Source organism: Micromonospora sp. R77 (genome assembly GCF_022747945.1).
Classification (GTDB): domain Bacteria; phylum Actinomycetota; class Actinomycetes; order Mycobacteriales; family Micromonosporaceae; genus Micromonospora.
In genome coordinates this window covers 3647734-3673793 of sequence record NZ_JALDST010000001.1, presented here as the reverse complement: position 1 = coordinate 3673793, position 26060 = coordinate 3647734, and the positions used below count along the sequence as shown (strand labels likewise).

General features: G+C 72.1%; 24 protein-coding genes and 1 pseudogene. 16 read left to right on the top strand and 9 right to left on the bottom strand.

Annotated features, from left to right (window positions below; translation table 11 throughout):
• The first annotated feature begins 747 nt into the window (after positions 1–747).
• The 3 genes from mycP to MRQ36_RS17250 are packed head-to-tail and all read left to right on the top strand — an operon-like array spanning position 748 to position 3148.
• Complete coding sequence (mycP, locus tag MRQ36_RS17260; protein WP_242801181.1) at positions 748–1818, top strand: type VII secretion-associated serine protease mycosin; 1071 nt, start codon at positions 748–750, stop codon at positions 1816–1818.
• A 10-nt stretch (positions 1819–1828) separates the two neighbouring features.
• Entirely contained in the window at positions 1829–2485 is a 657-nt protein-coding gene (locus MRQ36_RS17255; protein WP_242796778.1) for a nucleoside triphosphate pyrophosphatase, read from the top strand.
• Between the two features lie 9 nt (positions 2486–2494).
• The gene (locus MRQ36_RS17250) at positions 2495–3148 is read left to right on the top strand and encodes an O-methyltransferase (protein WP_242796776.1); all 654 of its coding nucleotides are present in this window, start codon (positions 2495–2497) and stop codon (positions 3146–3148) included.
• 88 nt (positions 3149–3236) lie between these two features.
• Here the strand turns inward: MRQ36_RS17250 and MRQ36_RS17245 are convergent, their stop codons facing one another.
• From MRQ36_RS17245 to MRQ36_RS17230, 4 genes are all read right to left on the bottom strand, one after another.
• Positions 3237–4562, bottom strand: coding sequence for a sugar MFS transporter (locus tag MRQ36_RS17245; RefSeq protein WP_242796774.1), 1326 nt, complete (start codon positions 4560–4562; stop codon positions 3237–3239).
• Positions 4563–4676: 114 nt separating this feature from the next.
• The gene (locus tag MRQ36_RS17240; protein WP_242796772.1) at positions 4677–5432 is read right to left on the bottom strand and encodes an ABC transporter permease; all 756 of its coding nucleotides are present in this window, start codon (positions 5430–5432) and stop codon (positions 4677–4679) included.
• Positions 5433–5449: 17 nt separating this feature from the next.
• Complete coding sequence (locus tag MRQ36_RS17235; protein ID WP_242796770.1) at positions 5450–6409, bottom strand: ATP-binding cassette domain-containing protein; 960 nt, start codon at positions 6407–6409, stop codon at positions 5450–5452.
• Positions 6410–6529: 120 nt separating this feature from the next.
• The gene (locus MRQ36_RS17230) at positions 6530–7156 is read right to left on the bottom strand and encodes a PadR family transcriptional regulator (RefSeq protein ID WP_242796768.1); all 627 of its coding nucleotides are present in this window, start codon (positions 7154–7156) and stop codon (positions 6530–6532) included.
• Positions 7157–7288: 132 nt separating this feature from the next.
• Here MRQ36_RS17230 and MRQ36_RS17225 point away from each other — a divergent pair, with 132 nt between their 5' ends.
• Positions 7289–9040 (top strand): biotin carboxylase N-terminal domain-containing protein, encoded by a 1752-nt coding sequence (locus MRQ36_RS17225; RefSeq protein WP_242796766.1) that lies wholly within the window; start codon positions 7289–7291, stop codon positions 9038–9040.
• A 114-nt stretch (positions 9041–9154) separates the two neighbouring features.
• Here MRQ36_RS17225 and MRQ36_RS17220 read toward each other — a convergent pair whose 3' ends face one another.
• The gene (locus MRQ36_RS17220; RefSeq protein WP_242796764.1) at positions 9155–10051 is read right to left on the bottom strand and encodes a LysR family transcriptional regulator ArgP; all 897 of its coding nucleotides are present in this window, start codon (positions 10049–10051) and stop codon (positions 9155–9157) included.
• Between the two features lie 77 nt (positions 10052–10128).
• Here MRQ36_RS17220 and MRQ36_RS17215 point away from each other — a divergent pair, with 77 nt between their 5' ends.
• Both MRQ36_RS17215 and MRQ36_RS17210 read left to right on the top strand, forming a co-directional pair.
• Positions 10129–10728 carry a LysE/ArgO family amino acid transporter gene (locus tag MRQ36_RS17215; protein WP_242801179.1) on the top strand — a complete coding sequence of 200 codons (600 nt, stop codon included), beginning with the start codon at positions 10129–10131 and terminating at the stop codon, positions 10726–10728.
• Positions 10729–10789: 61 nt separating this feature from the next.
• On the top strand, positions 10790–12229 hold the full coding sequence (locus MRQ36_RS17210) for a GuaB1 family IMP dehydrogenase-related protein (RefSeq protein WP_242796762.1): 1440 nt from the start codon (positions 10790–10792) through the stop codon (positions 12227–12229).
• A gap of 59 nt (positions 12230–12288) precedes the next feature.
• On the opposite strand, the gene MRQ36_RS17205 is transcribed toward MRQ36_RS17210, so the two are convergent.
• The gene (locus MRQ36_RS17205) at positions 12289–13911 is read right to left on the bottom strand and encodes an MFS transporter (protein ID WP_242796760.1); all 1623 of its coding nucleotides are present in this window, start codon (positions 13909–13911) and stop codon (positions 12289–12291) included.
• A 58-nt stretch (positions 13912–13969) separates the two neighbouring features.
• Between MRQ36_RS17205 and MRQ36_RS17200 the strand changes: the two genes are divergently transcribed.
• From MRQ36_RS17200 to MRQ36_RS17160, 9 genes are all read left to right on the top strand, one after another.
• Complete coding sequence (locus tag MRQ36_RS17200; protein ID WP_242796758.1) at positions 13970–14497, top strand: MarR family winged helix-turn-helix transcriptional regulator; 528 nt, start codon at positions 13970–13972, stop codon at positions 14495–14497.
• A gap of 63 nt (positions 14498–14560) precedes the next feature.
• The gene (locus MRQ36_RS17195) at positions 14561–15082 is read left to right on the top strand and encodes a MarR family winged helix-turn-helix transcriptional regulator (RefSeq protein ID WP_242801177.1); all 522 of its coding nucleotides are present in this window, start codon (positions 14561–14563) and stop codon (positions 15080–15082) included.
• Positions 15076–16809 (top strand): ABC transporter ATP-binding protein, encoded by a 1734-nt coding sequence (locus MRQ36_RS17190; protein ID WP_242796756.1) that lies wholly within the window; start codon positions 15076–15078, stop codon positions 16807–16809. The genes MRQ36_RS17195 and MRQ36_RS17190 overlap by 7 nt, the downstream gene beginning before the upstream one ends.
• A 107-nt stretch (positions 16810–16916) precedes the next feature.
• Positions 16917–18848 (top strand): ABC transporter ATP-binding protein, encoded by a 1932-nt coding sequence (locus tag MRQ36_RS17185; RefSeq protein ID WP_374251144.1) that lies wholly within the window; start codon positions 16917–16919, stop codon positions 18846–18848.
• Positions 18849–19205: 357 nt separating this feature from the next.
• The gene (locus MRQ36_RS17180) at positions 19206–19814 is read left to right on the top strand and encodes a DedA family protein (protein WP_242796754.1); all 609 of its coding nucleotides are present in this window, start codon (positions 19206–19208) and stop codon (positions 19812–19814) included.
• A gap of 59 nt (positions 19815–19873) precedes the next feature.
• On the top strand, positions 19874–20242 hold the full coding sequence (locus MRQ36_RS17175; protein WP_242796752.1) for a type II toxin-antitoxin system RelE/ParE family toxin: 369 nt from the start codon (positions 19874–19876) through the stop codon (positions 20240–20242).
• The gene (locus tag MRQ36_RS17170; RefSeq protein WP_242796750.1) at positions 20239–20571 is read left to right on the top strand and encodes a helix-turn-helix domain-containing protein; all 333 of its coding nucleotides are present in this window, start codon (positions 20239–20241) and stop codon (positions 20569–20571) included. The genes MRQ36_RS17175 and MRQ36_RS17170 overlap by 4 nt, the downstream gene beginning before the upstream one ends.
• Before the next feature lie 105 nt (positions 20572–20676).
• Positions 20677–21309: a DUF998 domain-containing protein gene (locus MRQ36_RS17165; protein WP_242796748.1), complete on the top strand. Its 633-nt coding sequence runs from the start codon at positions 20677–20679 to the stop codon at positions 21307–21309.
• Positions 21310–21349: 40 nt separating this feature from the next.
• Positions 21350–22186, top strand: coding sequence for an NAD(P)H-binding protein (locus MRQ36_RS17160; RefSeq protein ID WP_242796746.1), 837 nt, complete (start codon positions 21350–21352; stop codon positions 22184–22186).
• A 52-nt stretch (positions 22187–22238) separates the two neighbouring features.
• Here MRQ36_RS17160 and MRQ36_RS17155 read toward each other — a convergent pair whose 3' ends face one another.
• The gene (locus MRQ36_RS17155; RefSeq protein WP_242796744.1) at positions 22239–23642 is read right to left on the bottom strand and encodes an NAD(P)H-quinone dehydrogenase; all 1404 of its coding nucleotides are present in this window, start codon (positions 23640–23642) and stop codon (positions 22239–22241) included.
• Positions 23643–23748: 106 nt separating this feature from the next.
• Here MRQ36_RS17155 and MRQ36_RS17150 point away from each other — a divergent pair, with 106 nt between their 5' ends.
• The gene (locus MRQ36_RS17150; RefSeq protein WP_242796743.1) at positions 23749–24204 is read left to right on the top strand and encodes a gamma-glutamylcyclotransferase; all 456 of its coding nucleotides are present in this window, start codon (positions 23749–23751) and stop codon (positions 24202–24204) included.
• Positions 24205–24273: 69 nt separating this feature from the next.
• Here MRQ36_RS17150 and MRQ36_RS17145 read toward each other — a convergent pair whose 3' ends face one another.
• On the bottom strand, positions 24274–25239 hold the full coding sequence (locus MRQ36_RS17145) for a GNAT family N-acetyltransferase (protein ID WP_242796742.1): 966 nt from the start codon (positions 25237–25239) through the stop codon (positions 24274–24276).
• A 52-nt stretch (positions 25240–25291) separates the two neighbouring features.
• Positions 25292–26043 (bottom strand): annotated as a pseudogene (locus MRQ36_RS17140) (hypothetical protein).
• Positions 26044–26060 lie beyond the last annotated feature (17 nt).

Genomic DNA, 26060 nt, shown 5'->3' with positions numbered 1-26060 from the left:
GCCTGCAGCACCGGGTGTGGGCCCAGTCCTTGGTGGAGCAGGAACGGGATTGGCGCCAGCCCCAAACAATCCAGGCCTAAGCGCGACACCTTCGGCGCCACCGCCTACATCCGCAGCGGGCGCACCCTCGCTTCCAACCCTCCCAAACATGCCCAGTCGAACCACTTTCCCCGGCCAATTTCGCAACCCAGCAGAGCCGGGGGGCCGACCCCTGCCAGGCAGCATCAATAGAGAACCTCCTCATGCAATTCCACCTAGATCAACACCTCTTGGAGGCCTGATCGGCGGGCCGCCGGGCATGGCTATGGGCCAACCTGGAGGGGCGGTTCCCCCACGTCGCGTCAACCCTGTCGGTGGAGTCATTGGAGGCGGCGGCGCTGGCACCGCCCCGACAGGTGCCGCGGGTTCACGACCCGGGGCTGGCCGCGCTTTTCCCTCCGGGGTTTTACACGGAACGTCTCCCCTCGGCGGCGCACCGGGCGCAGGCAGCTACGCTGGCTCCGGCACTCCGCCTCTTCGGCCAACTCGGCGAGAAAATGACGAGAGCGAGCCACGCCGTTGGGACCCGGATCACCCGTGGGAGGTCGATCAAGGCGTGGATCCAATCGTCCGTCCTCCAGATGAAGAGGGACCCATAGATCCCGGGCCTGCAATCGGATTTGATAGGTGAGCCGGACACTAATACACGTCACCATAGGCGTATTTCTTGCCTGTGTAAATGCGGCGCTTCAAGCACCACCGGCGCCTCTGCCACGTTCGACTCACGCCTCCGAATTTAGGAGATCGGCTCAGTGGCACCTGCGCTACCTAAACGTGCATAAAGCGCAGGAAATAACAAGGGGTGCGGGCGTAACTGTGGCGGTTCCAGATACGGGCGTCTTTCCTCATCCCGATCTAAAAAGAAATTTGCTACCCGGTACGGACTCAATTTCGGGCAGCACCGGAAACGGGTGGCAGGATCTCGATGGCCACGGCACTGGCATGGCTGGTCTAATTGCCGCAAACGGCGGCGAACGAGGCGTTGGAGCGCTTGGCATCGCCCCAGAAGCAAAGATTCTGCCAATCAGAGGAAAGCGCACGAATCTGGGTGGGGATACCGACAATCTTGCGGCCGGAATTGAATTCGCCATATCCCACGGCGCGGATGTTATAAGCATCTCCGCCGTGGCTAGTCCGACCACCCGGCTCCAGCAAGCAGTTAAGCAAGCGCTGCAAAACGACATTGTTGTGGTCGCGGGAGCAGGGAACGCCCCGGTGGACAGTGGAGTCGGCTATCCGGCTAGCGAACCAGACGTTATCGCAGTTGGTGGGATAGACAGGGTCGGCAAGCATGCAAATGTATCGGTGACAGGGCCAGAGCTGGACCTCGCAGCCCCATCTGTTGATATTTACAGCACCAGCATCAATGGCGGGTACCGCACAGGCACGGGCACTTCAGACGCCACGGCGATCGTTGCGGGGGCTGCGGCCCTCATCCGGTCCAAGTATCCCGACCTGCCGGCTCAGGAGGTCGCGCACCGTCTGACCGCCACTGCCATCGACAAGGGTCCGCCCGGCCGCGACGACGAGTACGGCTACGGCGTCATCGACCTGGTTGCCGCGCTGACGGCAGGCGTACCCCCGCTGGGTTTTGAGTCGTCGGCGGTGACCGCGCCGGCTTCCTCGACCGCGGCGGAGCCGGCGTCGGGCGACGGGGACGGCGGCGCGACGGCGCGGGGGTTGGCCACATTGGGTGTGCTGACCGCGGCGGGTGGCGGCTATCTGCTCTGGCGGCGGCGTCGACGTGCCGACGACCCGCCGCCCCGGATCAGCCGGTAGCGTCGGCGGGGTGTTGAACTCGGTACCGCTGCGCCTCGTCCTCGCCTCTCAGAGTCCCGCCCGCCGCAAGCTGCTCCACGCTGCCGGGATCGAACCCGACGTGCTGGTCAGCGGGGTGGACGAGTCGCAGGTGGTCAGTGACCGGGCGGAGGAATTGTGCCTGGAGCTGGCGCGGTTGAAGGCGCAGGCGGTGGCCGGGCGGCTGCGTGCCACGCCGGACGAGCGGACGCTGGTGCTGGGCTGCGATTCGGTGCTCGGGTTCGACGGCGAGATCTTCGGCAAGCCGGCCGACGCGGCGGACGCGACCCGGCGATGGGAGCGGATGCGGGGGCGCAGCGGGGTGCTGCACACCGGGCACTGCCTGATCGACGTGACGCACGAGGCGCGCGCGGAGGCGGTCGCGTCGACGACCGTGCATTTTGCCGACGTCAGCGACGAGGAGATCGCCGCGTACGTGGCGACGGGCGAGCCGTTGGCGGTGGCGGGCGCGTTCACCATCGACGGGCTGGGCGGGGCGTTCCTGACCGGCATCGAGGGTGATCCTGGCACGGTGGTCGGGTTGAGCCTGCCGCTGCTGCGTACGCTGCTGGCCGAGTTGGAGCTGAGCGTCACCGATCTGTGGACGAAGGTCGCGCCGGGGGGCCAGGAGGTCGAGCACCTCGGCTAGCGTCCGGGCATGACCACGAAGCCGCTGCCCCTGACGCCGGAACTGCACGCCTATCTCGTCGCGCACGGGTCCGCGCCGGATGAGATCGTCCGAGAGCTGGCCGAGGAGACCCGGGCGGCGCTGCCCGACCAGGCGGACATGCAGGTCGCCCCGGAGCAGGCCGCGTTCCTGACGTTCCTCACCCGGCTGCTCGGGGTGCGGCAGGCGGTGGAGGTGGGCACCTTCACCGGCCTGTCGTCGCTGGCGATCGCCCGGGGGCTGGCCGACGGCGGCCGGTTGACGTGCTTCGACATCTCCGAGGAGTACACGGGCGTCGCGCGCCGCTACTGGGCGCGGGCCGGGGTGGAGGATCGGATCGAGCTGCGCATCGGCCCGGCCGCCGAGACCCTGCGGGCGCTGCCCCGGGAGCGCCACCTGGACTTCGCGTTCATCGACGCGGACAAGGTCGGCTACCCGGTCTACTGGGACGAGCTGGTGCCGCGGATGCGACCGGGTGCGGTGGTCGCGGTGGACAACACGCTGCGCGGCGGCCGGGTCCTCGCGCCGCAGAACGCCGACGACCGCGCGATCGCCGCCTTCAACGACGAGATCCTGGCCGACGTCCGCGTCGAAGTGGTCATGCTCCCCATCGCCGACGGCGTCACCCTCGCCCGGGTCCGCTGACGTCCGACGGCACGCCGCCGACACGGCGGCCACCGCACACCCCGGACACCGCCAGGTCGGCGACGTGGGGTCGACCAAGGGGCGGCGGTCAGAGGCCGGCCAGGGCCGGGTCGCGGGTGGGCCGGGCGGCGACGCGCAGGGCCCGACCGAGGCGCACGGCGAGCAGCAGGGCCGCCGCGATGAAGCCGGGCAGCAGCAGGAAGGCCAGGTGCGGCCCGACCCCGTCGGCCACCCACCCCAGCACCACCGGCGCGATCCCGAAACCCACCCCCATCGAGTACGACGCCCAGCCGGCCGCCTTGTCGGCGGCCGGCCCCGCGACGGCCAGCGCGATCGAGATCACCAGCGGATAGTGCAGCGCGTTGCCGAGGCCGAGTACGACCAGCCCGGTGACGGCGAGCCAGCCGGTCGACGCGACCCAGAAAAGGGTGAAGCCGGCCAGGGAGACGGTCAGCGCTGCCAGCAGCAGCGGCACCGGCGGCCAGCGCAGCGCGAACCGGCCACCGACGACGCGACCGACGAACATGCCGCAGACGATGGCGGCCACTGCGGCGGACGCCCCGCCCGCGCTGAGCCCGGCGTGGCTGCGCAGCACGTCGGCCGTCCAGAGCGACAGGCACACCTCGATCGACCCGGTCACCGCCATCAACGCCCAGGCGATCCAGTACGACCGGGGCAGCCGGTCGCCCCGGCCTGCCGACCGGCCGACAGCGGGAGCAGGCCGGCCATCGGCGACGGGGTGGACGGCGGCGGGTTCCGCCGCAGCGGCGGTGGCGGCCACCCCGACGGCGGCGGGTTCCGCAGCGGCGGTGGCGGTCACGCCGACCGGGCCGGCGGCAGCCCGGGTGGGCTGCGGCAGGCGTACCCGGAAGGTCAGGGCGGCGAGGGCGACCAGCGTGATCAGCCCGACCTCGACGGCCATCACCGGCCGCCAGCCGAGGCCGGTGTCCACGGACCCGCCGATCACCAGCGGGGCGAGGATGCCCATGCCGGCGCAGGCGGCGTTGGCCTCGGTGAGCGCGGCGGGCGCCGCCGGGCCGTGCCGGTCGGTGAGCACCACGGACACCCCGCTGATCACCATCATGCCGAAGGTGGCGATGACGGCGACCGCGGTGATGGTGGCGGGCAAGGGCCGCAGCAGGCCCAGCGCCGCCGCGCCGACGGCCACGCCGGCGAGGCCGACCCAGGTGGCGGGGCCGCGACCGAACCGCCGGGCGAGCGGCGCGAAGAGCGCGCCGCCGAGCATCGCGCCGACCGCGATGCCGGTGCTGTGCAGACCGGCGACGGCGGCGCTGGTGCCCTGTTCGTCGCGGAGCAGGGGTACGACGGGACCGAACCCGTAGAGGAAGAAGCCCCACAGTCCCAGTTGGGCGTAGGTCAGCCAGGTGATCTTGTCACGGGTGAGGCGGGGCACTGGCCTTACGCTACAGCCGTCTCACCGGTGCCCCGCCCCAGCTGAGAGGCAGCTCTCTCGGTGTTAAGAGGGGGCCCCTGCTATACCGCAGGCGTTAACAGGGGGCCCCTCCTTTCACCGGACGCTGCGGGCGAACTGGCGGGCGGCCCAGACCACGGCGGCGACGGCCAGGACCGCGATGATGCTCAGGCCCTGCCAGACCTTGTCGTTGCCGAGGTCGCCGGCGAAGAGTGCGCGGGTGCCGTCGACGGCCCAGGAGAAGGGGTTCCACTTCGCGACGCCCTGCAGCCAGCCGGGCGCGAAGGTGAGCGGCAGCAGGATGCCGGAGAGCAGCAGCACCGGCTGGGCGACGGTGTTCATCAGCGGGGCGAGCGCGTCCTCGCTCTTCACCTTGAGCGCGACGCCGTAGGAGACCGCCGAGGTCATCAGCGCGATCAACGCCAGCATCAGGTACGCCAGCAGCAGGTGCCCGAGGGTGACGCGCAGGTCGAACAGGAGCGCCAGCAGGGTGATGATGACCGCCTGCACGATCAGCGAGACGACGTCCCGCAGCGCGCGGCCGATCAGCAGGGCGAGCCGGCTGACCGGGGTGACCCGGGAGCGTTCGATGACCCCGGCGCGCAGCTCGGCGATCAGGCCGAAGCCCTGGAACAGGCCGCCGAAGATGGCCAGCAGCACCAGCAGGCCGGGTACGAAGATCTTGTAGGCCGCCGCCTGGCTGGGCGCGTTCAGGGCGGGCTTGAGCAGCGGGGCGAAGAGCAGCAGGTACATCACCGGCTGGAAGACGCCGACGAAGACCCAGACCGGGTTGCGCAGCAGCAGCAGGATCTGGCGCTGGAAGATCAGCCAGGTGTCGCGGAGGAGCTTCATGGTGGGGTCTCCGGTTCTCAGGACTCGCGCAGCGAGCGGCCGGTCTTGGTGAGGAAGACGTCGTCGAGGCTGGGGCGGTGCAGCTCGATGGAGCGCAGGTCCAGCCCGGCGTGGTCGAGACGGCGCAGCACCTGCGGGATGGCGGTGGCACCCTCGTCGACATGGAGGCGCAGGCCGCCCTCGTCGGCAGTCTCCAGCTTGGTGACGTACGGCTCGGTGTCGAGCAGCTCCGCCGCGCGGGGGGTGGCGGCCCGGTCGAGGCCGACGAGCACCACGTCACCGGAGATCTCGCGCTTCAGCTCCGCCGGGGTGCCCTCGGCGACGATCTCGCCGTTGTCCATGATCGCGATGCGGTCGCAGAGCGCGTCGGCCTCGTCCAGGTAGTGCGTGGTGATGAAGACGGTCATCCCGTCGGCCCGTAGCCGGCGGATCTCGTCCCACATGTGCGCGCGGCTCTGCGGGTCGAGGCCGGTCGTCGGCTCGTCGAGGAAGACGATGGCGGGGGCGTGGATGATGCCGAGGGCGATCTCCACGCGGCGGCGCTGGCCGCCGGAGTAGGTCTTGCACTTGCGGTCGGCGTACTCGGTGAGCTGGAAGGCGGCCAGGGCGCGGGCGGCCCGGCGTTCCGCGTCGGCCTTGCCGATGCCGTACATCCGGGCCTGGAGGACCAGTTCCTCGCGGGCGGTGGACTCGTCCCAGGTGCTGCCGCCCTGGGGCACGTAGCCGATCCGGCGGCGCACTCCGGCCGGGTCCGTGCGCAGGTCGGCGCCGGCCACGGTGGCCTCGCCGCCGTCCGGCTCGATGAGGGTGGCGAGCATCCGCAGGGTGGTGGTCTTGCCGGCGCCGTTGGGGCCGAGGAACCCGAAGATCTCCCCCTCGGTGACGTCGAGGTCGACGCCCCGGACCGCGTCCACGGTCTTCGTCTCGCGACCCGCCCGGGAGCGGAAGGACTTCCGCAGCCCCCTGGTCTCGATCATGTGTGCTCCTGGTCGTCCGGGCCGGAGGGGACCGGCCGCCGATCGTCCGCGACGGGGACGCACCCCTCCTTCGCGTTCGCGCCGAGGCTAACGCGATATAACTTCTTTGGTCAACGTTGATTATTTCGCGTCATGGTCGGCGGCGGGCCGACCGTCGGACCAGCCGGACCACTGCTCGGTCGGCTCCAGCCCCGCAGGCAGGTACGACACCCCGGAGTCGATCCGCTCGGCGATCCGTTCGCACCATGTCATCTCCGCCTCGGCCCGGGCGGACCAGAGCTCGAACATCCACCCGACGTGCACCGGCTTGCTGGCCCGGATCCAGTCGGACGCCAGCGAGGCGCGCATCGACTCGATCCCGGCGCGCAGCAGGTTGGCCCGGTTCCGCAGCGCGGCCGCCGCCTCGTCGCGCGGCATCGCGGGCAGGAAGGAGAAGGCGGCGGTGAACGGGTCGGGCCGCTCCTGGACCTGCCACCACTGGGCCCGCAGCAGGCTCTCGAACTCGTCCTCGCCCTTCCGCGTCACCTCGTACGTGGTCCGCGCCGGGCGGGCGCCCACCTGCTCGGTGGCGACCTCCCGGAGCAGTCCCTCGTCGGCCAGCTTGCGCAGGGCGTGATAGATCGAGCCGGGCTGGACGTTGGCCCACCGGTCGGCGCCCCAGCTAAGCAGTTCCCGGCGTACGTCGTAGCCGTGCACCGGCTGCATCCACCGGACCAGACCGAGAATCATCATCCGCGTCGCTGACATCGAACAAGCGTAATAGACAAGTTTGACTAGGGGGTGGGCCCGACAGTGCGGCATCCCACACTGAGCGATCGTTAGGCCGGCCAGGGTGGCCGATACACTCCCGGCATCGACCTCCCGGGAGGAGCCCCCAAGGTGCGCAAGGTACTCATCGCCAACCGCGGCGAGATCGCCGTCCGCGTCATCCGCGCCTGCCGCGACGCCGGGCTGGGCAGCGTCGCCGTCTATGCGGACTCGGACCGGGACGCCCTGCACGCCACCCTGGCCGACGAGGCGTACGCCCTGGGCGGCGACACCGCGGCCGAGAGCTACCTGCGGATCGACAAGCTGATCGACGTGGCCCGCAAGGCCGACGCCGACGCCGTGCACCCCGGTTACGGCTTCCTCTCCGAGAACGCCGACTTCGCCCAGGCGGTCATCGACGCGGGGCTGACCTGGATCGGCCCGACCCCGCAGGCGATCCGCGACCTGGGCGACAAGGTGACCGCCCGGCACATCGCCCAGCGGGCCGGCGCGCCCCTGGTGCCCGGCACGCCGGACCCGGTCAACAACGCCGACGAGGTGATGGCCTTCGCCGTCGACCACGGCCTGCCGGTCGCCATCAAGGCCGCCTTCGGTGGCGGCGGTCGCGGCCTCAAGGTGGCCCGGACCATGGAGGAGATCCCGCAGCTGTTCGAGTCGGCCACCCGCGAGGCGGTCGCCGCGTTCGGCCGGGGCGAGTGCTTCGTCGAGCGCTACCTCGACAAGCCCCGCCACGTCGAGGCGCAGGTGCTGGCCGATCAGCACGGCAACGTGATCGTGGTGGGCACCCGGGACTGCTCGCTCCAGCGGCGGCACCAGAAGCTGGTCGAGGAGGCCCCCGCGCCGTTCCTCACCGACGCCCAGCGGGCCCAGATCCACGACAGCGCCAAGGCGATCTGCCGGGAGGCCGGCTACCACGGCGCCGGCACCGTCGAATACCTGGTCGGGGTGGACGGCACCATCTCCTTCCTGGAGGTCAACACCCGCCTGCAGGTGGAGCACCCGGTCACCGAGGAGACCGCCGGCATCGACCTGGTCCGCGAGCAGTTCCGGATCGCCGACGGCGAGAAGCTGCGCCTCACCGAGGACCCGACCCCGCGCGGGCACGCCATCGAGTTCCGGATCAACGGCGAGGACCCGGGCCGCAGCTTCCTGCCCGCCCCGGGCACCGTCACCGCGCTGCGGCTGCCCAGCGGCCCGGGCGTCCGGGTCGACACCGGCATCTCGGCCGGCGACGTGATCGGCGGCAACTTCGACTCGCTGCTGGCCAAGGTGATCATCGTCGGCGAGACGCGTACCGAGGCGATCGAGCGGGCCCGCCGGGCGCTGGACGAGATGGTCGTCGACGGCATGGCCACCGCGCTGCCCTTCCACCGGCTGGTGGTCCGCGACGAGGCGTTCACCGCCGAGCCGTTCACCGTGCACACCCGGTGGATCGAGACCGAGTTCGACAACACCGTGCCGCCGTTCACCGCCGCCGCCGGCCCCGCCGAGGCGGCGGCCGAGCGCGAGACCGTCGTGGTCGAGGTGGCCGGCAAGCGGCTGGAGGTCGTCCTCCCCGCCGGCCTCGGCGCGGGTACGGCAGCCGCCGCACCCGCCGCGAAGAAGCCGGCCCGCCGGGGTGGCGGGGCCAAGGCCGGCACCACGGTCAGCGGCGACGCGCTCGCCTCCCCCATGCAGGGCACCATCGTCAAGATCGCCGTCGCGGACGGCGACACGGTCGCCGAGGGCGACCTGGTCGTCGTCCTGGAGGCGATGAAGATGGAGCAGCCGCTGCACGCCCACAAGGCCGGCACGATCAGCGGCCTCTCCGCCGAGGTCGGCGCGGTGATCACCGCCGGTGCGGCGATCTGCACCATCGCCTGAGGCGTAAGGAGGGGCCCCCTCTTAACGCCTCAGGTATAGGAACGGCCCCCTCTTGACGCCCGATCCGGCGAGCCCGCCCGACCCGGCGAGCCCGGCCGACCCGACGGGCGGCGGTCAGTGCAGCGTCTCGGCGGCGATCGCCCGGACCGCGGTGGTGAGGGCGTCCAGCACCGTCGACTCCAGCCGCCAGTGCTGCCAGTACAGCGGCACGTCGACGTGGCGGGTCGGGTCCAGGTCGACGCAGACCCCGGCGGCGAAATCCGCGCGGGCGAGCGGCTCCGGGATCAGCGCCCAGCCGAGCCCCCGCCGCACCGCCTCGCTGAACGCCGGCACCGACGGCAGGTAGTGCGTCGGCGGGTCGAGGTCCCGACCGGTCACCGCGTGCATGAAGCGGTGCTGGATCCGGTCCTTGCGGTCGAAGACGAGCACCGGCGCGGTGGCGAACGCCTCGGCGGTGGGCCCGTCGGCGAACCACCGCCGGGCCAGCGCCGGGGCGGCCAGCGCCCGGTACCGCATCGCACCCAGCCGGCGTACCCGGCAGCCCTGGACCGCCTCGCGCTGGGCGGTGACCGCCGCCAGCACCGAGCCGTCGCGCAGCAGCTCCGCGCTGTGGTCCTGGTCGTCCTGGTGTACGTCGAACAGCAGCGCCAGCTCCGCCGGCACCCGGGCCAGCGCGCCGACGAACCAGGTGGCGAGCGAGTCGGCGTTGACCGCCACGGCCACCCGGGTGCCGTCCGGCGCGCCGGTCAGCGGCCCCCGGGCCTCGGCGAGCGCCTCGCTCTCCAGCAGCTGGAGCTGGCTGGCGAGCCGCAGCAGCGGGCGGCCCGCCTCGGTGATCCGGCACGGCCGGCCCCGGCGGACGAGCACCTGGCCGACCGTCACCTCCAGGGCCCTGATCCGCTGGCTCACCGCCGACTGGGTGACATGCAGTACCCGGGCGGCGCGCTCGAAGCTGCCCTCCCCGACCACCGCGGCGAGGGTACGGAGCTGGGTGGAGTCGACACCGTCCATCAGTTGAGCTTATGGAAGTACAGAATCTTTAGTTGGACTGGTGGATCGGGCGCTCGTAGCGTCGGGTCGTGCCGGACATCCTCGCCTCCGCCCTCGCCGGGCTCACCGTCTCCGCCGCCCTGATCGTCGCCATCGGGGCGCAGAACGCCTTCGTGCTCCGGCAGGGCCTGCGCCGGGAGCACGTCGCGCCCGTCGTCGCCATCTGCGCGCTCTCCGACGCCGTCCTGATCACCGCGGGCGTCGCCGGCATGGGGACGGTGGTCGCCGACCGGCCGGGACTGCTGACGGCGCTCCGCTGGGCCGGCGCCACCTTCCTGCTCGGCTACGCCGTGCTCGCCGCCCGCCGCGCGGTACGCCCCGGCGCCCTGCGGCCGGCCGACCGGCCGTCGGCCACCCTCGGCGCCACCGTCCTGACCTGCCTCGCGTTCACCTGGCTCAACCCGCACGTCTATCTGGACACCGTGCTGCTGCTCGGTGGGGTCGCCCAGCAGCACGAGCACCGGTGGGCGTTCGGCGCGGGCGCGGCGTCGGCCAGCCTGCTCTGGTTCGCCGCGCTGGGTGGCGGAGCCCGGCGACTCGCTCCGCTGCTCGCCCGTACCGGAGCCTGGCGGGTGCTCGACGGCGCGGTCGCCGCCGTGATGGCGGCGGTGGCGGTGGCCCTGCTGCTGGGCGGCTGAGCCGGAGTGTTTTCCGCGACCACCGGCGGCGGTGCCGCCGCCGGCCAGGAATGATGGCCGGGTGAGGTTCCTTCATGGCGCGGTTCCCGCGCACGACCTGACCTACAACGACGTCTTCATGGCGCCCAACCACTCGGAGGTGGCCTCCCGGCTCGACGTCGACCTGGCCACGGGTGACGGCACCGGCACCACGATCCCGCTGGTGGTGGCCAACATGACGGCGGTCGCCGGCCGACGGATGGCCGAGACGGTGGCCCGGCGTGGCGCGATCGCGGTCATCCCGCAGGACATCCCGATCGAGGTGGTGGCCGACGTCGTCGCCTGGGTCAAGCAGCGGCACCTGGTGCACGACACGGCGATCACCCTCGGCCCGACCGACACCGTCGGCGACGCGATCCACCTGCTGCCGAAGCGCTCGCACGGCGCGGTGATCGTGGTCGACCCGGAGGGCCGACCGCTGGGCGTGGTCACCGAGGCGGACACCGTCGGCGTGGACCGGTTCGCCCAGCTCCGGCACGTGATGTCGACCGAGCTGCACACCGTGCCGGCGGACGCGGACCCGCGTACCGGCTTCGACCGGCTCTCGGCCGGGCGGCGACGGCTCGCCCCGGTGGTGGACGCGCAGGGGCGTCTGGTCGGGGTGCTCACCCGGCAGGGCGCGCTGCGCGCCACGCTCTACCGGCCGGCCGTCGACGACCGGAACCGGCTGCGGATCGCCGCGGCGGTCGGCATCAACGGGGACGTCACCGGTAAGGCGGCGGCCCTGCTGGAGGCGGGGGCGGACACCCTGGTGGTGGACACCGCGCACGGCCACCAGCAGCGGATGATCTCCGCACTGCGGGCGGTCCGCAAGCTCGACCCTCAGGTCCCGGTGGCGGCCGGCAACGTGGTCACCGCCGAGGGCGTACGCGACCTGGTGGAGGCGGGTGCCGACATCGTCAAGGTGGGCGTCGGGCCGGGTGCCATGTGCACCACCCGGATGATGACCGGCGTCGGCCGACCCCAGTTCTCGGCGGTGCTCGACTGCGCGGCGGCGGCCCGCGCGCTGGGCCGGCACGTCTGGGCCGACGGCGGCGTACGGCACCCGCGCGACGTGGCGTTGGCGCTGGCCGCGGGTGCCTCGAACGTGATGATCGGTTCCTGGTTCGCCGGCACCTACGAGTCCCCCGGCGACCTCTACACCGACGCCGACGGCCGGCGGTACAAGGAGAGCTTCGGCATGGCGTCGTCCCGCGCGGTCAGCGCCCGGACGGCCGAGGACAGCGCCTTCGACCGGGCCCGGAAGGCGATCTTCGAGGAGGGCATCTCCTCGGCCCGGATGTACCTGGACCCGACCCGCCCCGGCGTGGAGGACCTGATCGACGAGATCATCTCCGGGGTCCGGAGCGCCTTCACCTACGCGGGCGCGCGCAACCTGGACGAGTTCCACGAGCGCGCCCTGGTCGGCGTGCAGAGCACCGCCGGCTACACCGAGGGCATGCCGCTGCCGACGAGCTGGTGAAGGCTACGCGTTAAGCGGGGCCCCCTGTACAACGCGAGGCGTTAACAGGGGGCCCCTCCTTACACCTGAGCGGGTTCGGCGGCGGGGGGCGGCGTGGCCTCGGTGGCCTCGGTGCGTACCCGGGGCAGCCGGAGGCAGGCGACGAGGCCGAGCAACAGGAAGCCGGCGGCGGAGAAGGCCGCGTACCGGGTGGCGTCGGAGAAGGCCACCTTCGCCTCCTCGGCGATCGGTGCGGTACGCGGGTCGGCGGCCAGCCCGGTGATCGCCGCGCCGGCGCTCTCCTTGACCGCGGTCACCACCTGGTCGCGCTGGGCGGGAGGCACCCCGGGCTGGTCGGCGAGCCGGTCGGTGAGGATGCCGCCGAGGCTGGCGAAGAGCACCGTGCCGAGCACCGCGATGCCGAGCGCCGAGCCGACCTGGCGGGCGGTGCTCTGCAGGCCGGAGCCCTGGCCGCTGCGCTGCACCGGCACCTCGGACAGCGAGACGCCGGTGAGCTGCGCGGTGGCCAGGCCCACGCCCACCCCGTACGCGAAGAGGAAGCCCACCGGGGCCCACCAGGCGGTGTCGGGGGCGACCACGAAGCCGAGGCCGGCCACGCCGACCAGTTCGGCGGCGACGCCGAGCTGGACCACCCGGGCCGGTCCCCAGCGCTGGGTGAGCGGGGCGCCGAGCCCACTGGCCAGGAAGCTGCCGACGGCCAGCGGCAGCAGCGCCAGGCCGGTGCGGAAGGCGCTGTAGCCGAGCACGTTCTGGAACCACAGCGGCAGGGCGAAGAGCAGGCCGAACTCGCCGAGGCTGACGATCGCGGCGGCCAGGATGCCGTTGCGGAACGAGCCGATGCCGAAGAGCGACACGTCGAGCAGTGCGGGACGGCCGGCCCGGTTGCGGCGCAGTTGCTGGGCGAGGAAGACGCCGAGCGCGGCGAGACCGAGCAGGCCGGCGACCGGGACCGGGGAGATCGCGGCGGTCCAGTCGAGGCCGAAGAGGCTGAACGGCTTCTCCCGCTGCCACCAGCCGTAGGTGCGCCCCTCGATGAGGGCGAAGACGACGCCGGTCATGCCGACCACGGAGAGCAGCGCGCCGAGCAGGTCGACGCCGCGTTCGGCCCGGTCGTCGCGGGACTCGGCGACCAGCAGGAGGGTGGCGACGACGACGGCGATCCCGACCGGGATGTTGATGCCGAACGCCCAGCGCCACGAGTACGTGGTGGTGAGCCAGCCGCCGAGCAGCGGGCCGAGGGCTGCGGCACCGCCGATGGTGGAGCCCCAGATGGCGAAGGCGATGCCCTTCTCCCGCCCGGTGAAGTTGGCGTTGAGCAGGGAGAGCGAGGTGGGCAGCATCATCGCGCCGCCGACGCCCTGCAGCACCCGGGAGGCGATCAGCGTCTCGCCGGAGCCGGCGAGCGCCGCGAGCACGCTGGCCAGCACGAAGACGGTCACCCCGGTGACGAACATCCGGCGGCGTCCGGACCGGTCGGCGAAGCGCCCGGCCACCAGCAGCAACGCCGCGAAGACCAGGGTGTACGCCTCCTGCACCCACTGCGCGTCGGTGGCGGTGATCTTCAGGTCCCGGATGATCTGCGGTACGGCGACGTTCACGATCGTGGCGTCCACGATGATCATCGCCACGCCGAGGCTGATGGCGAGCAGCCCCCACCAGCGTCCGCGTCCGTCGCTCCGCATCACGACCTCCTCGACTTTAGCTAGATTTTCTAGCTACCCGGCCTGCTAGCTTTTACCCATGGAGGGGGTTTCGTCAACCGCAGGACCGCCACCGGCGGGCCGCCCGCCGACGAGCAGCGAGGCCGCCCGCGCGCTGCGCGAGGTGCTCCGCATCGCCGGGGACACCCGCTCGGCGCTGGCCCGGCGGCTCGGCATCGGCATGACCGACGCCGCCGCCATCGACCACCTCGTCTCCAGCACCGACCCGCTCGGGCCGGTGGAACTCGGCAACCGGCTCGGCATCCGGTCCGCCTCGGCCACCACCCTGGTCGACCGCCTGGTGCAGGCCGGTCACGTCGAGCGGGCACCACACCCGAGCGACCGGCGTCGGCTCTCGCTCCAGGTCACCGAGCACGCCGTCACCGAGGTGCTGGCGGCGTTGCGGCCGATGCTGACCGGGGTCGAACAGGCGGTCGCCCGGCTCACCCCGGAGCAGGCGGCGGCCACCGCGGCGTTCCTGCACGAGGTCGCCGAGGTGATGCGCGACTACATCGCCACCGCCCCGGACGACCCCGCCGCCGGACGTCGGCCCACCCCCCGCGACTGAGCCGTCCCGCCGGAAAATAGTTTGGGGCCTTACGGTCCGGGAGCTAATCTGACGTCCGTGAAGATGGAACCGCTCGTCAGCTTCCCCGACCTGGTGCGTCAGGCGCCGCTCGGCCGACTGCTCTCGATCGCCGGTCACGTCGTCGAACAGGGCTGGGGGCGTTACCTCACCGAGCACCACGGGCTCACCTCGGCCGGCATGCGGGTGCTGCTGATCCTCGCCCGGGTCGGCGACAGCACCCACCGGGAGATGGCCGAACGCTGCTTCGTCCGGCCCGCCACCCTCACCGGCATCGTCGACACCCTGGAACGCGACGGCTTCGTCGAACGTCGCCGGGACAGCGCCGACCGGCGCACCGTCCAGCTGACCCTCACCGACAAGGGGCGGGAACACACCCGCACCCTCATCGACATGATCCACAGCGATCGCCCGCTCACCTCCGTCGACGCCGACCCGGCGAAGAAGGAGGTGATCCGCGAGTTCCTGATCGAAGTGATCACGACCATGTCCGAGGGGGACCTGCGCAGGTTGAACAGTGAGCGGGATTCCACCGACGACACCACACCGGGGGGCTGTCCATGCTGATCCGTCTGCTCCGCGACCGGCTGCGCCCGTACCGGCGGGTGCTGGCCGGGGTCGTGCTGCTCCAGTTCGTCGGCACGATCGCCTCGCTCTACCTGCCGAGCCTCAACGCCGACATCATCGACCGGGGCATCGCCCGCGGCGACACCGGCTACATCATGCGTACGGGCGGGTGGATGCTGCTGGTCAGCCTGCTCCAGATCGCCTGCTCCATCGCCGCGGTCTATCTCGGCGCGCGGACCGCCATGGGCTTCGGGCGGGACGTCCGGGCGGCCATCTTCGGCCACGTCAACCGGTTCTCGGCCCGGGAGGTGAACCGCTTCGGCGCACCCTCGCTGATCACCCGGAACACCAACGACGTCCAGCAGGTGCAGATGCTGGTCCTGCTGAGCTGCACCATGCTGGTCTCCGCGCCGATCATGAGCGTCGGCGGGGTGGTGATGGCGCTCCGTACCGACCTCGGGCTCTCCTGGCTGATGCTGGTCAGCGTGCCGGTGCTGGCGATCGCGCTGGGCCTGGTGATCCGGCGGATGATGCCGGGCTTCCGGCTCATGCAGACCCGGATCGACACCGTGAACCGGGTGCTGCGCGAGCAGATCAGCGGCATCCGGGTGGTCCGCGCCTTCGTCCGCGAGCCGTACGAGACCCGCCGCTTCGGGGTCGCGAACGCCGACCTGACCGCCACCGCGCTGCGGATCGGCCGCCTCCAGGCGCTGATCTTCCCGATCGTGATGCTGGTGCTCAACGCCTCCAGCGTCGCCGTGCTCTGGTTCGGCGCGGACCGGGTGGACGCCGGCCAGATCCAGGTCGGCGCGCTCACCGCGTTCCTGGCCTATCTGATGCAGATCCTGATGGCGGTCATGATGGCCACCTTCATGCTGATGATGGTGCCCCGCGCGGCCGTCTGCGCCGAACGCATCGTCGAGGTGCTGGACACCGAGTCGTCGGTGGTGCCGGCGAAGGATCCGGTGCTGGCGGTGACCGGGCGCGCCGAACTGGAACTGCGGAACGTCACCTTCCAGTACCCGGGGGCGAGTGCGCCGGTGCTGCACGACGTCTCGTTCCGGACCGGCCCGGGACGTACCACCGCCATCATCGGCTCCACCGGCGCCGGCAAGACCACCCTGCTCACGCTGGTCCCCCGGCTGGTCGACCCGACCGCCGGCGCGGTGCTGGTCGACGGGGTGGACGTCCGGCTGCTGGAACCGGACGAGGTGTGGCGGCGGATCGGGCTGGTGCCGCAGCGGCCGTACCTGTTCAGCGGCACGGTCGCCAGCAACCTCCGGTACGGCGACCCGGACGCCACCGACGAGGAACTCTGGCAGGCGCTGGAGATCGCCCAGGCACGGGACTTCGTGACCGCGATGCCCGGCGGGCTGGACGCCCCGATCGCGCAGGGCGGCACGAACGTCTCCGGCGGTCAGCGGCAGCGGCTCGCGATCGCCCGGGCCCTGGTCCGGCGGCCGGAGATCTATCTCTTCGACGACTCGTTCTCGGCGCTCGACCTCAGCACCGACGCCCGACTACGGGCGGCGCTGCGGCCGGTCACCGCGGACGCGGCGGTGGTGATCGTGGCCCAGCGGGTCTCCACGATCGTCGACGCCGACCAGATCATCGTGCTCGAGAACGGGAGCGTGGTCGGCATCGGACGGCATCAGGAACTGCTGGCGAGCTGCCCGACGTACGCCGAGATCGTGTCGTCCCAGCAGACGGCGGAGGTGCCGGCATGAGCGCGAGGAACGGCCGGGACGGCGTACCCGGTCAGAAGCAGGCGGCGGAGGCGGCGGTGCCGACGCGGCTGCCGGCCGCCGGTCGGCGCATCGGCGGCCCGCCGTGGATGGGCGCCGCGATGCCCGCGGAGAAGTCGATGAACTTCGGGCCGTCGGCCCGGCGGCTGCTCGGCCGGCTGCGACCGCACCGGTTCCGGCTCGCCGCCGTGATCGCGCTGGCCGTGGTCAGCGTCGGGCTCAGCGTGGCCGGGCCGAAGCTCCTCGGGCACGCCACCGACCTGATCTTCAGCGGGGTGATCGGCCGGCAACTGCCCGCCGGGACCAGCACCGAGCAGGCCGCGGCGGCGGCCCGGGCGGCCGGCAACGACAACTTCGCCGACCTGCTCACCCGGATGGGCGTGGTGCCCGGGGCCGGCATCGACTTCGCCGCCCTCGGCCGGGTGCTCGCCCTGACCCTCGCGCTCTATCTGGCCGCCAGCGTGCTCATGTGGGCGCAGGGCTGGCTGCTCAACGGGGTGGTGCAGGAGACCGTGCTGCGGCTGCGCGCCGAGGTGCAGGAGAAGCTGAACCGGCTGCCGCTGCCCTACTTCGACCGGCAGCCCCGCGGGGAACTGCTCAGCCGGGTCACCAACGACATCGACAACATCTCGCAGACCCTCGCGCAGACCCTCAGCCAGCTGCTCACCTCGCTGCTGACCCTGGTCGGCGTGCTGTCGATGATGTTCTGGATCTCGCCGCTGCTGGCGCTGGTCGCGCTGGTGGCGGTGCCGCTGTCGATGGTCGTCACCCAGCTCATCGCCAAGCGGTCGCAGCGCAGGTTCATCGCCCAGTGGCGGCACACCGGCGAGCTGAACGGCCAGATCGAGGAGGCCTACACCGGCCACGAGCTGGTCAAGGTCTTCGGCCGGCAGCGCGAGGTGGAGGCCGCCTTCGCGGCGAAGAACGAGGAGCTGTTCCAGGCCAGCTTCAGCGCCCAGTTCATCTCCGGGATCATCATGCCGACGATGATGTTCGTCGGGAACCTCAGCTACGTCGCGATCGCCGTGGTCGGCGGCCTGCGGGTGGCCTCCGGGACGATGACCCTCGGCGACGTGCAGGCCTTCATCCAGTACTCCCGGCAGTTCACCCAGCCGCTCACCCAGGTCGCCTCGATGGCGAACCTGCTCCAGTCCGGGGTGGCCTCCGCCGAGCGGGTCTTCGCCGTGCTCGACGCCGACGAGCAGAGCCCGGACCCGGCCGCCGCGCCGGCCCGGGTCACCGGCCGGGTCGAGTTCGAGCACGTCCACTTCCGGTACGACCCGGACACCCCGCTGATCGAGGACCTGTCCCTGGTGGCCGAGCCCGGTCACACGGTGGCCATCGTCGGTCCGACCGGCGCCGGCAAGACCACCCTGGTCAACCTGGTCATGCGCTTCTACGAACTGGACTCCGGCCGGATCACCCTGGACGGGGTGGACATCACCGCGATGCCCCGGGACGAGCTGCGCGGCCGGATCGGCATGGTGCTCCAGGACACCTGGCTCTTCCACGGCACCATCCGGGACAACATCGCCTACGGGCGGCCGGACGCGACCGAGGAGGAGATCCTCGCCGCGGCCCGGGCCACCTACGTGGACCGCTTCGTGCGCAGCCTCCCCGACGGGTACGACACCGTGATCGACGAGGAGGGCAGCAACGTCAGCGCCGGCGAGAAGCAGCTCATCACGATCGCCCGCGCGTTCCTGGCGGAGCCGTCGCTGCTCATCCTCGACGAGGCGACCAGTTCGGTGGACACCCGGACGGAGGTGCTGCTGCAACGCGCGATGGCGGCCCTGCGCTCGGACCGGACCAGTTTCGTGATCGCGCACCGGCTCTCCACCATCCGCGACGCCGACCTGATCCTGATGATGGAGCACGGCCGGATCGTCGAGCAGGGCACCCACGAGGAACTGGTCGCCGCCGACGGCGCCTACACCCGCCTGTACCGGTCGCAGTTCACCGCGCCCGTCACCGATCAGGTGGCCGACCCGCTCCCCCGGCAGACGACGGTGGGGAGCTGAGGATGGCCGGCCGGCAGCAGGTCGGGCAAGCGGGCGGGGACGGGGACCAGGGAGAGGGGGCGGGCCGCCGGCACGGGACCTGCCGGCGACCCGCGGCGGCCCGGTCGTCAGGAACGGGGGACCCGACGTCCGTGGGGCCGCGCGCCGACAACGGTACGCCGCCCGACGCGGATCCGCCGTCCGGAACCGTGCTCCGCGGCACACCGAAATTCGGTCACGTTCCGTGTCGTGGTGTCGTTGTGAATCCGGGGCCCCACCGTGTGCGCCGTCACCCGGGGGCGGGTCAGCCCGAGGTGACGCCGGACACGGGGCCAGGCTCGGGGCAGGCAAGCGGGGGAATTCGTCGAGGTGGCGGTCGTGGCCCAACTACTCACTGACATCGTGTCACCGACCTGGGCATACCTGGCGTTGCTCGGGTTGCTGGTCGCGGACGCCTTCGTACCGGTCATCCCCACCCAGGCCGTCATGATCACCAGTGGCGCGCTCACCGTGTACGGCGTGCTCAGCCTGCCGCTGACCATCGCCGTCGGCGCGGCCGGTGTCTTCGCCGGGGACCTGGCCTGCTATCTGCTCGGGCGGGGTGCCCCCGATCGTCGGGCACCCCGGCACGCCGTGCCGGGCCGGGCCCGCCGGGTCGCCGGCCGGGTCACCCGGGGTCTGCGCGAGCCCGGACCACTGGTGATCCTGCTCTGCCGCTTCGTGCCCGGCGGCCGGATGGCGGCCTGCTTCTCGGCCGGCCGCAGCCGCTACCCGTACCGGCTCTTCCTGCTCTACGAGGGCGCGGCGGCGACCGGTTGGGCGGCGTACGGGACGCTGGTCGGGCATTTGGGCGGGACGGCACTGACCGAGTCGGCATGGCGGCTGGCGGTCATCGGGGCGGCCGCGGCGGCCGGGTTCGCGGGCGCGGGCTGGGCGATGACGGCGCTCGCCGCCCGCAACGCCCGCACCGAGATCCCCGTCGACTGAAGACCGGACCACCGGCGTGTTTCACCTAATCCGATATAAGCTGCTCTTATATTGACCAGGTGTGGGAAGTCAGACTTCACCCTGAGGTCGAAGCATGGTTTCTCGATCTGTGCTCGGTCGATTCGGTCACCGCAGACCGGGTCGCCGAGGCGATCGACCTGCTGTCGGAGCACGGTCCCGGGCTCGGCCGACCACTGGTCGACCGCTTGAAGGGCAGCGCCTTCCACCACATGAAGGAGCTGCGGCCCGGGTCGACCGGCTCGACGGAGGTGCGCATGATCTTCGCGTTCGATCCGTTACGGAAAGCGGTTTTCCTGGTTGCCGGCGACAAGTCCGGCCAATGGCAAAGTTGGTACCGGACGGCCATACCCTTGGCGGATGAACGGTTCCAGGAACACCTGATCAGCCTGAAGGAAGCCCAACGATGACCGGTGGATCCGACTGGCGGGACGTCAAGGCGAAAGCACGGGAGCTGGATCCCGCGTGGGACGACGCTGAGCGGGTGGCGCGGCGCGGAGAAATGCGCGAGCAGATGCTCGCCGCGGTCAGCGGTGCCCAACTCGCTGAGATCCGAAAGCAACTTGGCGTGACCCAGACCCAACTCGCCGAGGCAGCAGGCCTCTCCCAGGCCAGGATCAGTCAGATCGAGAACGGGGAGAGCACCAACCTGGAGACCCTGCGCGCCTACGTGACCGGCCTGGGTGGGCATCTCGACGTGGTGGCTCGGATCGGCAACATTCACCTGAACGTCGCTTGAACCAGGTCGTCGGCGCGGCAGCGGCTGCCTAGGGGTCGTCCCGGGGATCGGGGTCGGTGGGTGTCCCGGATCCGCTTCGGGTGCCGGCGACGACAGGCTGGGGGCATGCCTGGAACGCGGATGCGTGGCCTGCTGGCCCTCGGTGGGATCGCCCTGGCGGCCACCCTCGTCGTGCTCGGCCACCTCGAGGTGAACGAGGACCTGAATCCCTGGTCGCTGACCGTCAGCGACTTCGCCGTCTCCGACCGGGGCGGGGTGGTCGACGTGGCGATGGTGTTGGTCGCCGCGGCCACCGCCCTGCTCATCCCCGCGGTACGCCGATACGGCGGGCCGGCGGGTCTGTTGCTCGCGGTCTGGGCCGCCGGGTTGGTGACTGCCGCGGTGGTACCCACCAACGAGCCGGGTCTGCCCATGGACACCGCCGCCTACGTGCACCGGTACGCCTCCGTGGTCGCCTTCCTCGCCCTCCCGTCGGCCGGTTGGCTGCTCGCCCCGCGACTGCCGGCCCGCGGCCGACCGGTCCGCGGCCTCGCCGTGGTCGGTCTGCTGCTGGCGGGAGCGATGGCCTGGTCCGCGTACCCCGGTGACCGGATGCTGATCGGGCTGGTCGAACGCCTGCTGCTCCTCACCGAGGTGGCCCTGCTCGCCGTGGTCGCGGCGACGCTCGCCCGACCGGGAGACCGGGCGGGGCACGGTGCCGCCCTTGACCTCAAGGAAGGTTCAGCTCCTAGGGTCTGAGCGACCGGGCCGGCAGCGGCCCGCAGGCGAGGAGGCGGAGATGATCCTGGTGACGGGGGCGACCGGCACGGTGGGCCGGCAGGTCGTGTCGCTGTTGGTGGCAGGTGGCGAGAAGGTACGCGCGGTCAGCCGGAACCCGGCGACGGCAGGGCTGCCGCCGGGGGTCGAGGTGGTGGCCGCCGACCTGGCGGATCCGGCGTCGCTCGCGCCGCACCTGGTCGGCGTGGACGCGGTCTTCCTGATCTGGCCGTTCACCGATCCCGCCGTGGCCCGGACGACGGCACCGGAGGTGGCCCGGGTGATCGCCGACCGGGTGCCCCGGATCGTCTACCTCTCTGCGCCGGGCGCCGCCGACCAGCCGGAGTCGTTCTGGGCGCTCGTCGAGCGGGCCGTCGAGGCGTCCGGCGCGGAGTGGACCTTCCTCCGGCCGGTCGGTTTCGCCGCCAACACCCTGATGTGGGCCGACCAGATCCGCGCCGGTGACGTGGTGCGCTGGCCGTACGGGCGGGCGGCCCGGTCGCTGGTGCACGAGCGGGACCTGGCCGAGGTGGCCGTGGCAGCGCTGACCTCCGACGGCCACGCCGGTGCCCGGTACGTGCTGAGCGGGCCGACCACGCTGACCCAACAGGAGCAGGTGCACGCCATCGGCCGCGTGCTCGGCCGGGAGCTGCGCTGGTCGGAGATGCCGCTCGACGAGGCCCGGCAGATGCTGGCCGCCGCCTTCGGTGATCCCGCGTTCGCCGAGGTGGCCCTGGCCGGCTGGGCCGCCTTCGTCGACCGACCCGAGCAGGTCACCGACACGGTCGAGCAGGTCACCGGGCACCCCGCCCGGTCGTACCCGGAATGGGTCGCCGACCGGGCCGACGCGTTCCGCTGAGGGTGGCCCGCCGCGACCGGCCCGGGCCGGGGCCGGCGGCGGCGGGTGGCCGTCACTCCAACTCGTGCAGCATCAGCTGGCGGGCGGCCTCGGTGATCGAGCCGGAGAGCGACGGATAGATGGTGATGGTCTGGGCGAGCTCGTTGACGGTGAGGTTGTTCTCCACCGCCATGGTGATCGGCAGGATCAGCTCGCTGGCCTTGGGGGCCACCACCACGCCGCCGACGACCTGACCGCTGGCCGGGCGACAGAAGAGCTTGACGAAGCCGTCGGCCAGGTCGTCCATCTTCGCCCGGGCGTTGCCCGACAGCGGCAGCATCACCTGGCGGGCCGGGACCTTGCCGGCGTCCACCTCGTCCTGGGAGACGCCGACGGTGGCCAGCTCCGGGTCGGTGAAGACGTTCGCCGCGACGGTACGCAGCCGCAGCGGCCGGACCGCCTCGCCGAGCGCGTGCCACATCGCGATCCGGCCCTGCATGGCGGCGACGCTGGCCAGCGGCAGCACCCCGGTGCAGTCGCCGGCGGCGTAGATCCCCGGCACGTTGGTCCGGGACACCCGGTCGACGGTGACGTAGCCGCCCCGGGCCAGCTCGACGCCGTATTCGGACAGGCCCAGGTCGGCGGTGTTGGGGATCGAGCCGACGGCGATCAGCGCGTGCGAGCCGACCACCACCCGGCCGTCGGCGAGCACCACCTCGACCCCGTCGCCGATCCGGCGGACCGCGTCGGCGCGGGAGTTGTTGAGGATGCTCATCCCCCGGTTGCGGAAGACCCGCTCGATGGCCATCGCCGCGTCGGCGTCCTCGTGCGGCATCACCCGGTCCCGGCTGGACACCAGGGTGACCTGGACGCCCATCGCCAGGTACGCGCTGGCGAACTCGGCACCGGTCACACCGGAACCGACCACGATCAGGTGCTCGGGGAGCTCCGGCAGGTCGTACACCTGGCGCCAGGTGAGGATGCGCTCGCCGTCCGGTAGGGCGGTGGGGAGCTGGCGGGGCGTCGCGCCGGTGGCGACCAGGACGGTCGACGCGGCGATCGAGTACTCCTCGCCGCCGCCGGTCGGGGTGACGAGCACGCTGTGGGTGTGACCGAGGGCGTCCTCGCCCAACCGGGCGCTGCCGGCGACGAACTCCACGCCGGCCTTGACCAGCTTGTCGTGGATGTCGGCGGACTGGGCCAGCGCGAGCCGCTTCACCCGTTCGTGCACGGTGCGGGCGTCGACGGTGACCGCCTCCAGACCGTCGGAGTGCACCCCGAACTCCTCGGTGTCCCGGTAGCCGGTCACCACCTGGGAGCTGGCGATGAAGGTCTTCGACGGGACGCAGTCGGAGAGCACGCAGGCGCCGCCGGCACCCTCGGCCTCCACGACGGTGACATCGGCGTCGAGCTGGGCGGCGACCAGCGCGGCCTCGTACCCGGCCGGTCCGCCGCCGATGATCACGATCTGGCTCACAACGCTCGCCCCTCGTCAGTGCTCACAGTGACTTTCTTCTCCCGAACGTGTTCGACACGCACCGTCGTATTCTCCCCCACCCGTCCGTCGGGCTATCGTCATCGCCGTGCGTCATTACGCCGCCTACGGCTCAAACCTCGACCCCGCCCGGATGCGCGCCTACTGCCCGCACTCGCCGATGGTGGGCACCGGCTGGCTGGAGGGCTGGCGGCTCACCTTCGCGGGCGAGGACGTCATCGGCTGGGAGGGCTCGGTCAGCACCGTGGTCGAGTCTCCGGGCGACCGGGTCTTCGTGGCGCTCTACGACATCCACCCGTACGACGCCGCGCAGCTCGACGAGATCGAGGGCGTCACCGCCGGGACCTATCGCAAGATCACGGTACGCGTCTCGACGCTGGACGGCGACGTGACCGCCTGGGTCTACGTCTTCGACGGGTACGAGGGTGGCCTGCCGACGTCCTGGTACCTGTCGGAGATCGCGAACGCGGCGGAGAAGGCGGGCGCGCCGGACGACTACGTCACCGAGCTGCGGTCCCGCCCCACCGGCACCGCGTCGGCGTAGCGCGTATCCCACCCGACCAGTCTGCTCCCGCCCCGGGTACGACCGGCGGCCGACCCCGGAACGGGTCGCCTAGCGCACACCGACCGCGGGGACGGTCCGCTCGTACATGTCGGTCCAGCGCACCTCGCGCAGCCCGACCGAGCGGTAGAGGGTGACCGGGGCGGTCGGGTTGGCGAGGTCGACACCCAGCCCGGCGGCGGTCCGGCCCTTCCCGGCATAGACGGCGAAGGCCCGCCGGAGCAGGGCCGCCCCGACTCCGCGCCGCCGGTGCTCCGGCAGCACCGACAGGGTCCTCACCCAACCGGTGTTCTGGTCGAGCGCCTGGTCGGAGGACTGGAGCACCCCCGCCGGCACCCCGTCGACCGTGGCGACGAACCACTCGTCCCAGGTGGGGGCGGACCGGCCGAGCCGCTGCCGCCACGCGTCGAAACCGAGCGGCTCGTAGTCCAGGGTGTCCCGGAACGCCGCGTCGTAGATCCGGTGGAACTCCCGCAGGTCGGTCTCGTCGTCGGCGCGCAGCGGCCGGACCGTCACCCCGGCCGGGAGCGGCGGCTCGGCGGACAGGTCGGCGAGCGTTCGGGTCATCCGTACGTAGCGCTTGAGCCGGGTGAAGCCGGCCTCGGTCAGTTCCGCCGCCCAGCGGGTCTCCGGCGCGTACACACCGGTACGCACGGTGAGCCCGGGCAGACCGCGTTCGGCCGCCCGTTCGGCGATCCGGTCGAGCTGCCGGGCGAGCAGCGGGGCCCGCAGTGCCTCGCCGCGTTCCGGATCGACGTAGACCTCCACCCACTCGCGGCCCACCCCGGTCGGGTTGTCCACGATCGCCCAGCCCACCACTGCCCCGTCCGGGTCGGTGACCAGCCACGAGTCGCGCGCCGGGTCGCAGAACGGCGCGGTCAGCACGGCCGTCACGTCCTCGGCGTCGAAGTCGGGGTAGCCGACGGCGAAGGTGTCGGCGGCGTGCACGACCTTCAGGATCGCCGGTACGTCGTCCAGCGTGGGGCGGCGGGCGGTCCAGCCGGCGGGAAGCGTCACGCCGCAGATCCTGACAGGCCACCCGTCGCCCGCGCCGCCGATTTTCGGCGCGTCAGCCCGGCGTCCCGGGGCGGCGCAGGTGCAGCCGGGTGGCCGTGAGCAGGTCGATCAACTCCGCCCCCTCGCCGGGGGCGAGCGTGCGGAACGCGGCCGAGGCGAGCCGGTCGGTCACCGCTTCGGCCCAGAGCCGCCGCCGGACCAACGGGGCCACCGGAGGGTACGGCGGCGGCCAGCCGCAGGCCGCCGCACCCGTCTCGCCCTCCGGCCCGGCCAGCACCGCCTCCAGCGGGGTCATCCCGCCGGCCCGGACGGCCAACAGGTGCGCGCCGGCGAGGTGCTCGCGCAGCCGCAGCAGCCCGACCGCGGCCCGGGCGCCGGGCACGTCCAACGGCACCGGCATGGCCGCCAGGCGGCGAAGAGCGGCATGCCGCTGGCGTCCGCCGCGTCCACCGCCCGCTCCAGCAGCCCGACCAGTCGCGGCAGTCCCGGCACCTCGGCCAGGTGCTGCGCACCCCAGCGGCAGCACTCGGCCAGGTTCGCGGCAGCCACCTCCGCCGGCCGGACCGTACGCGCGGCAGCGTCCCAGCCGTCGGCCACCGCGTCCGGGGCGATGAAGCCGAGCGCCGCCGCGGCCGTCTCGGCCCGGACGTCACCGAGCGCGCCGGCCCGGCCGGTGATGTAGAACGCCCAGCCGGAGATCCCGAGCAGCCGCGCCCGGCGCAGCGTGGCCGGACAACGACCGAACGCCTCGCCCAGCTCCAGCACCAGGGGTTTGCCCGCGGCGGCGACCTGTTCCGGGGTCATCCGTCGGAGACCTCGGT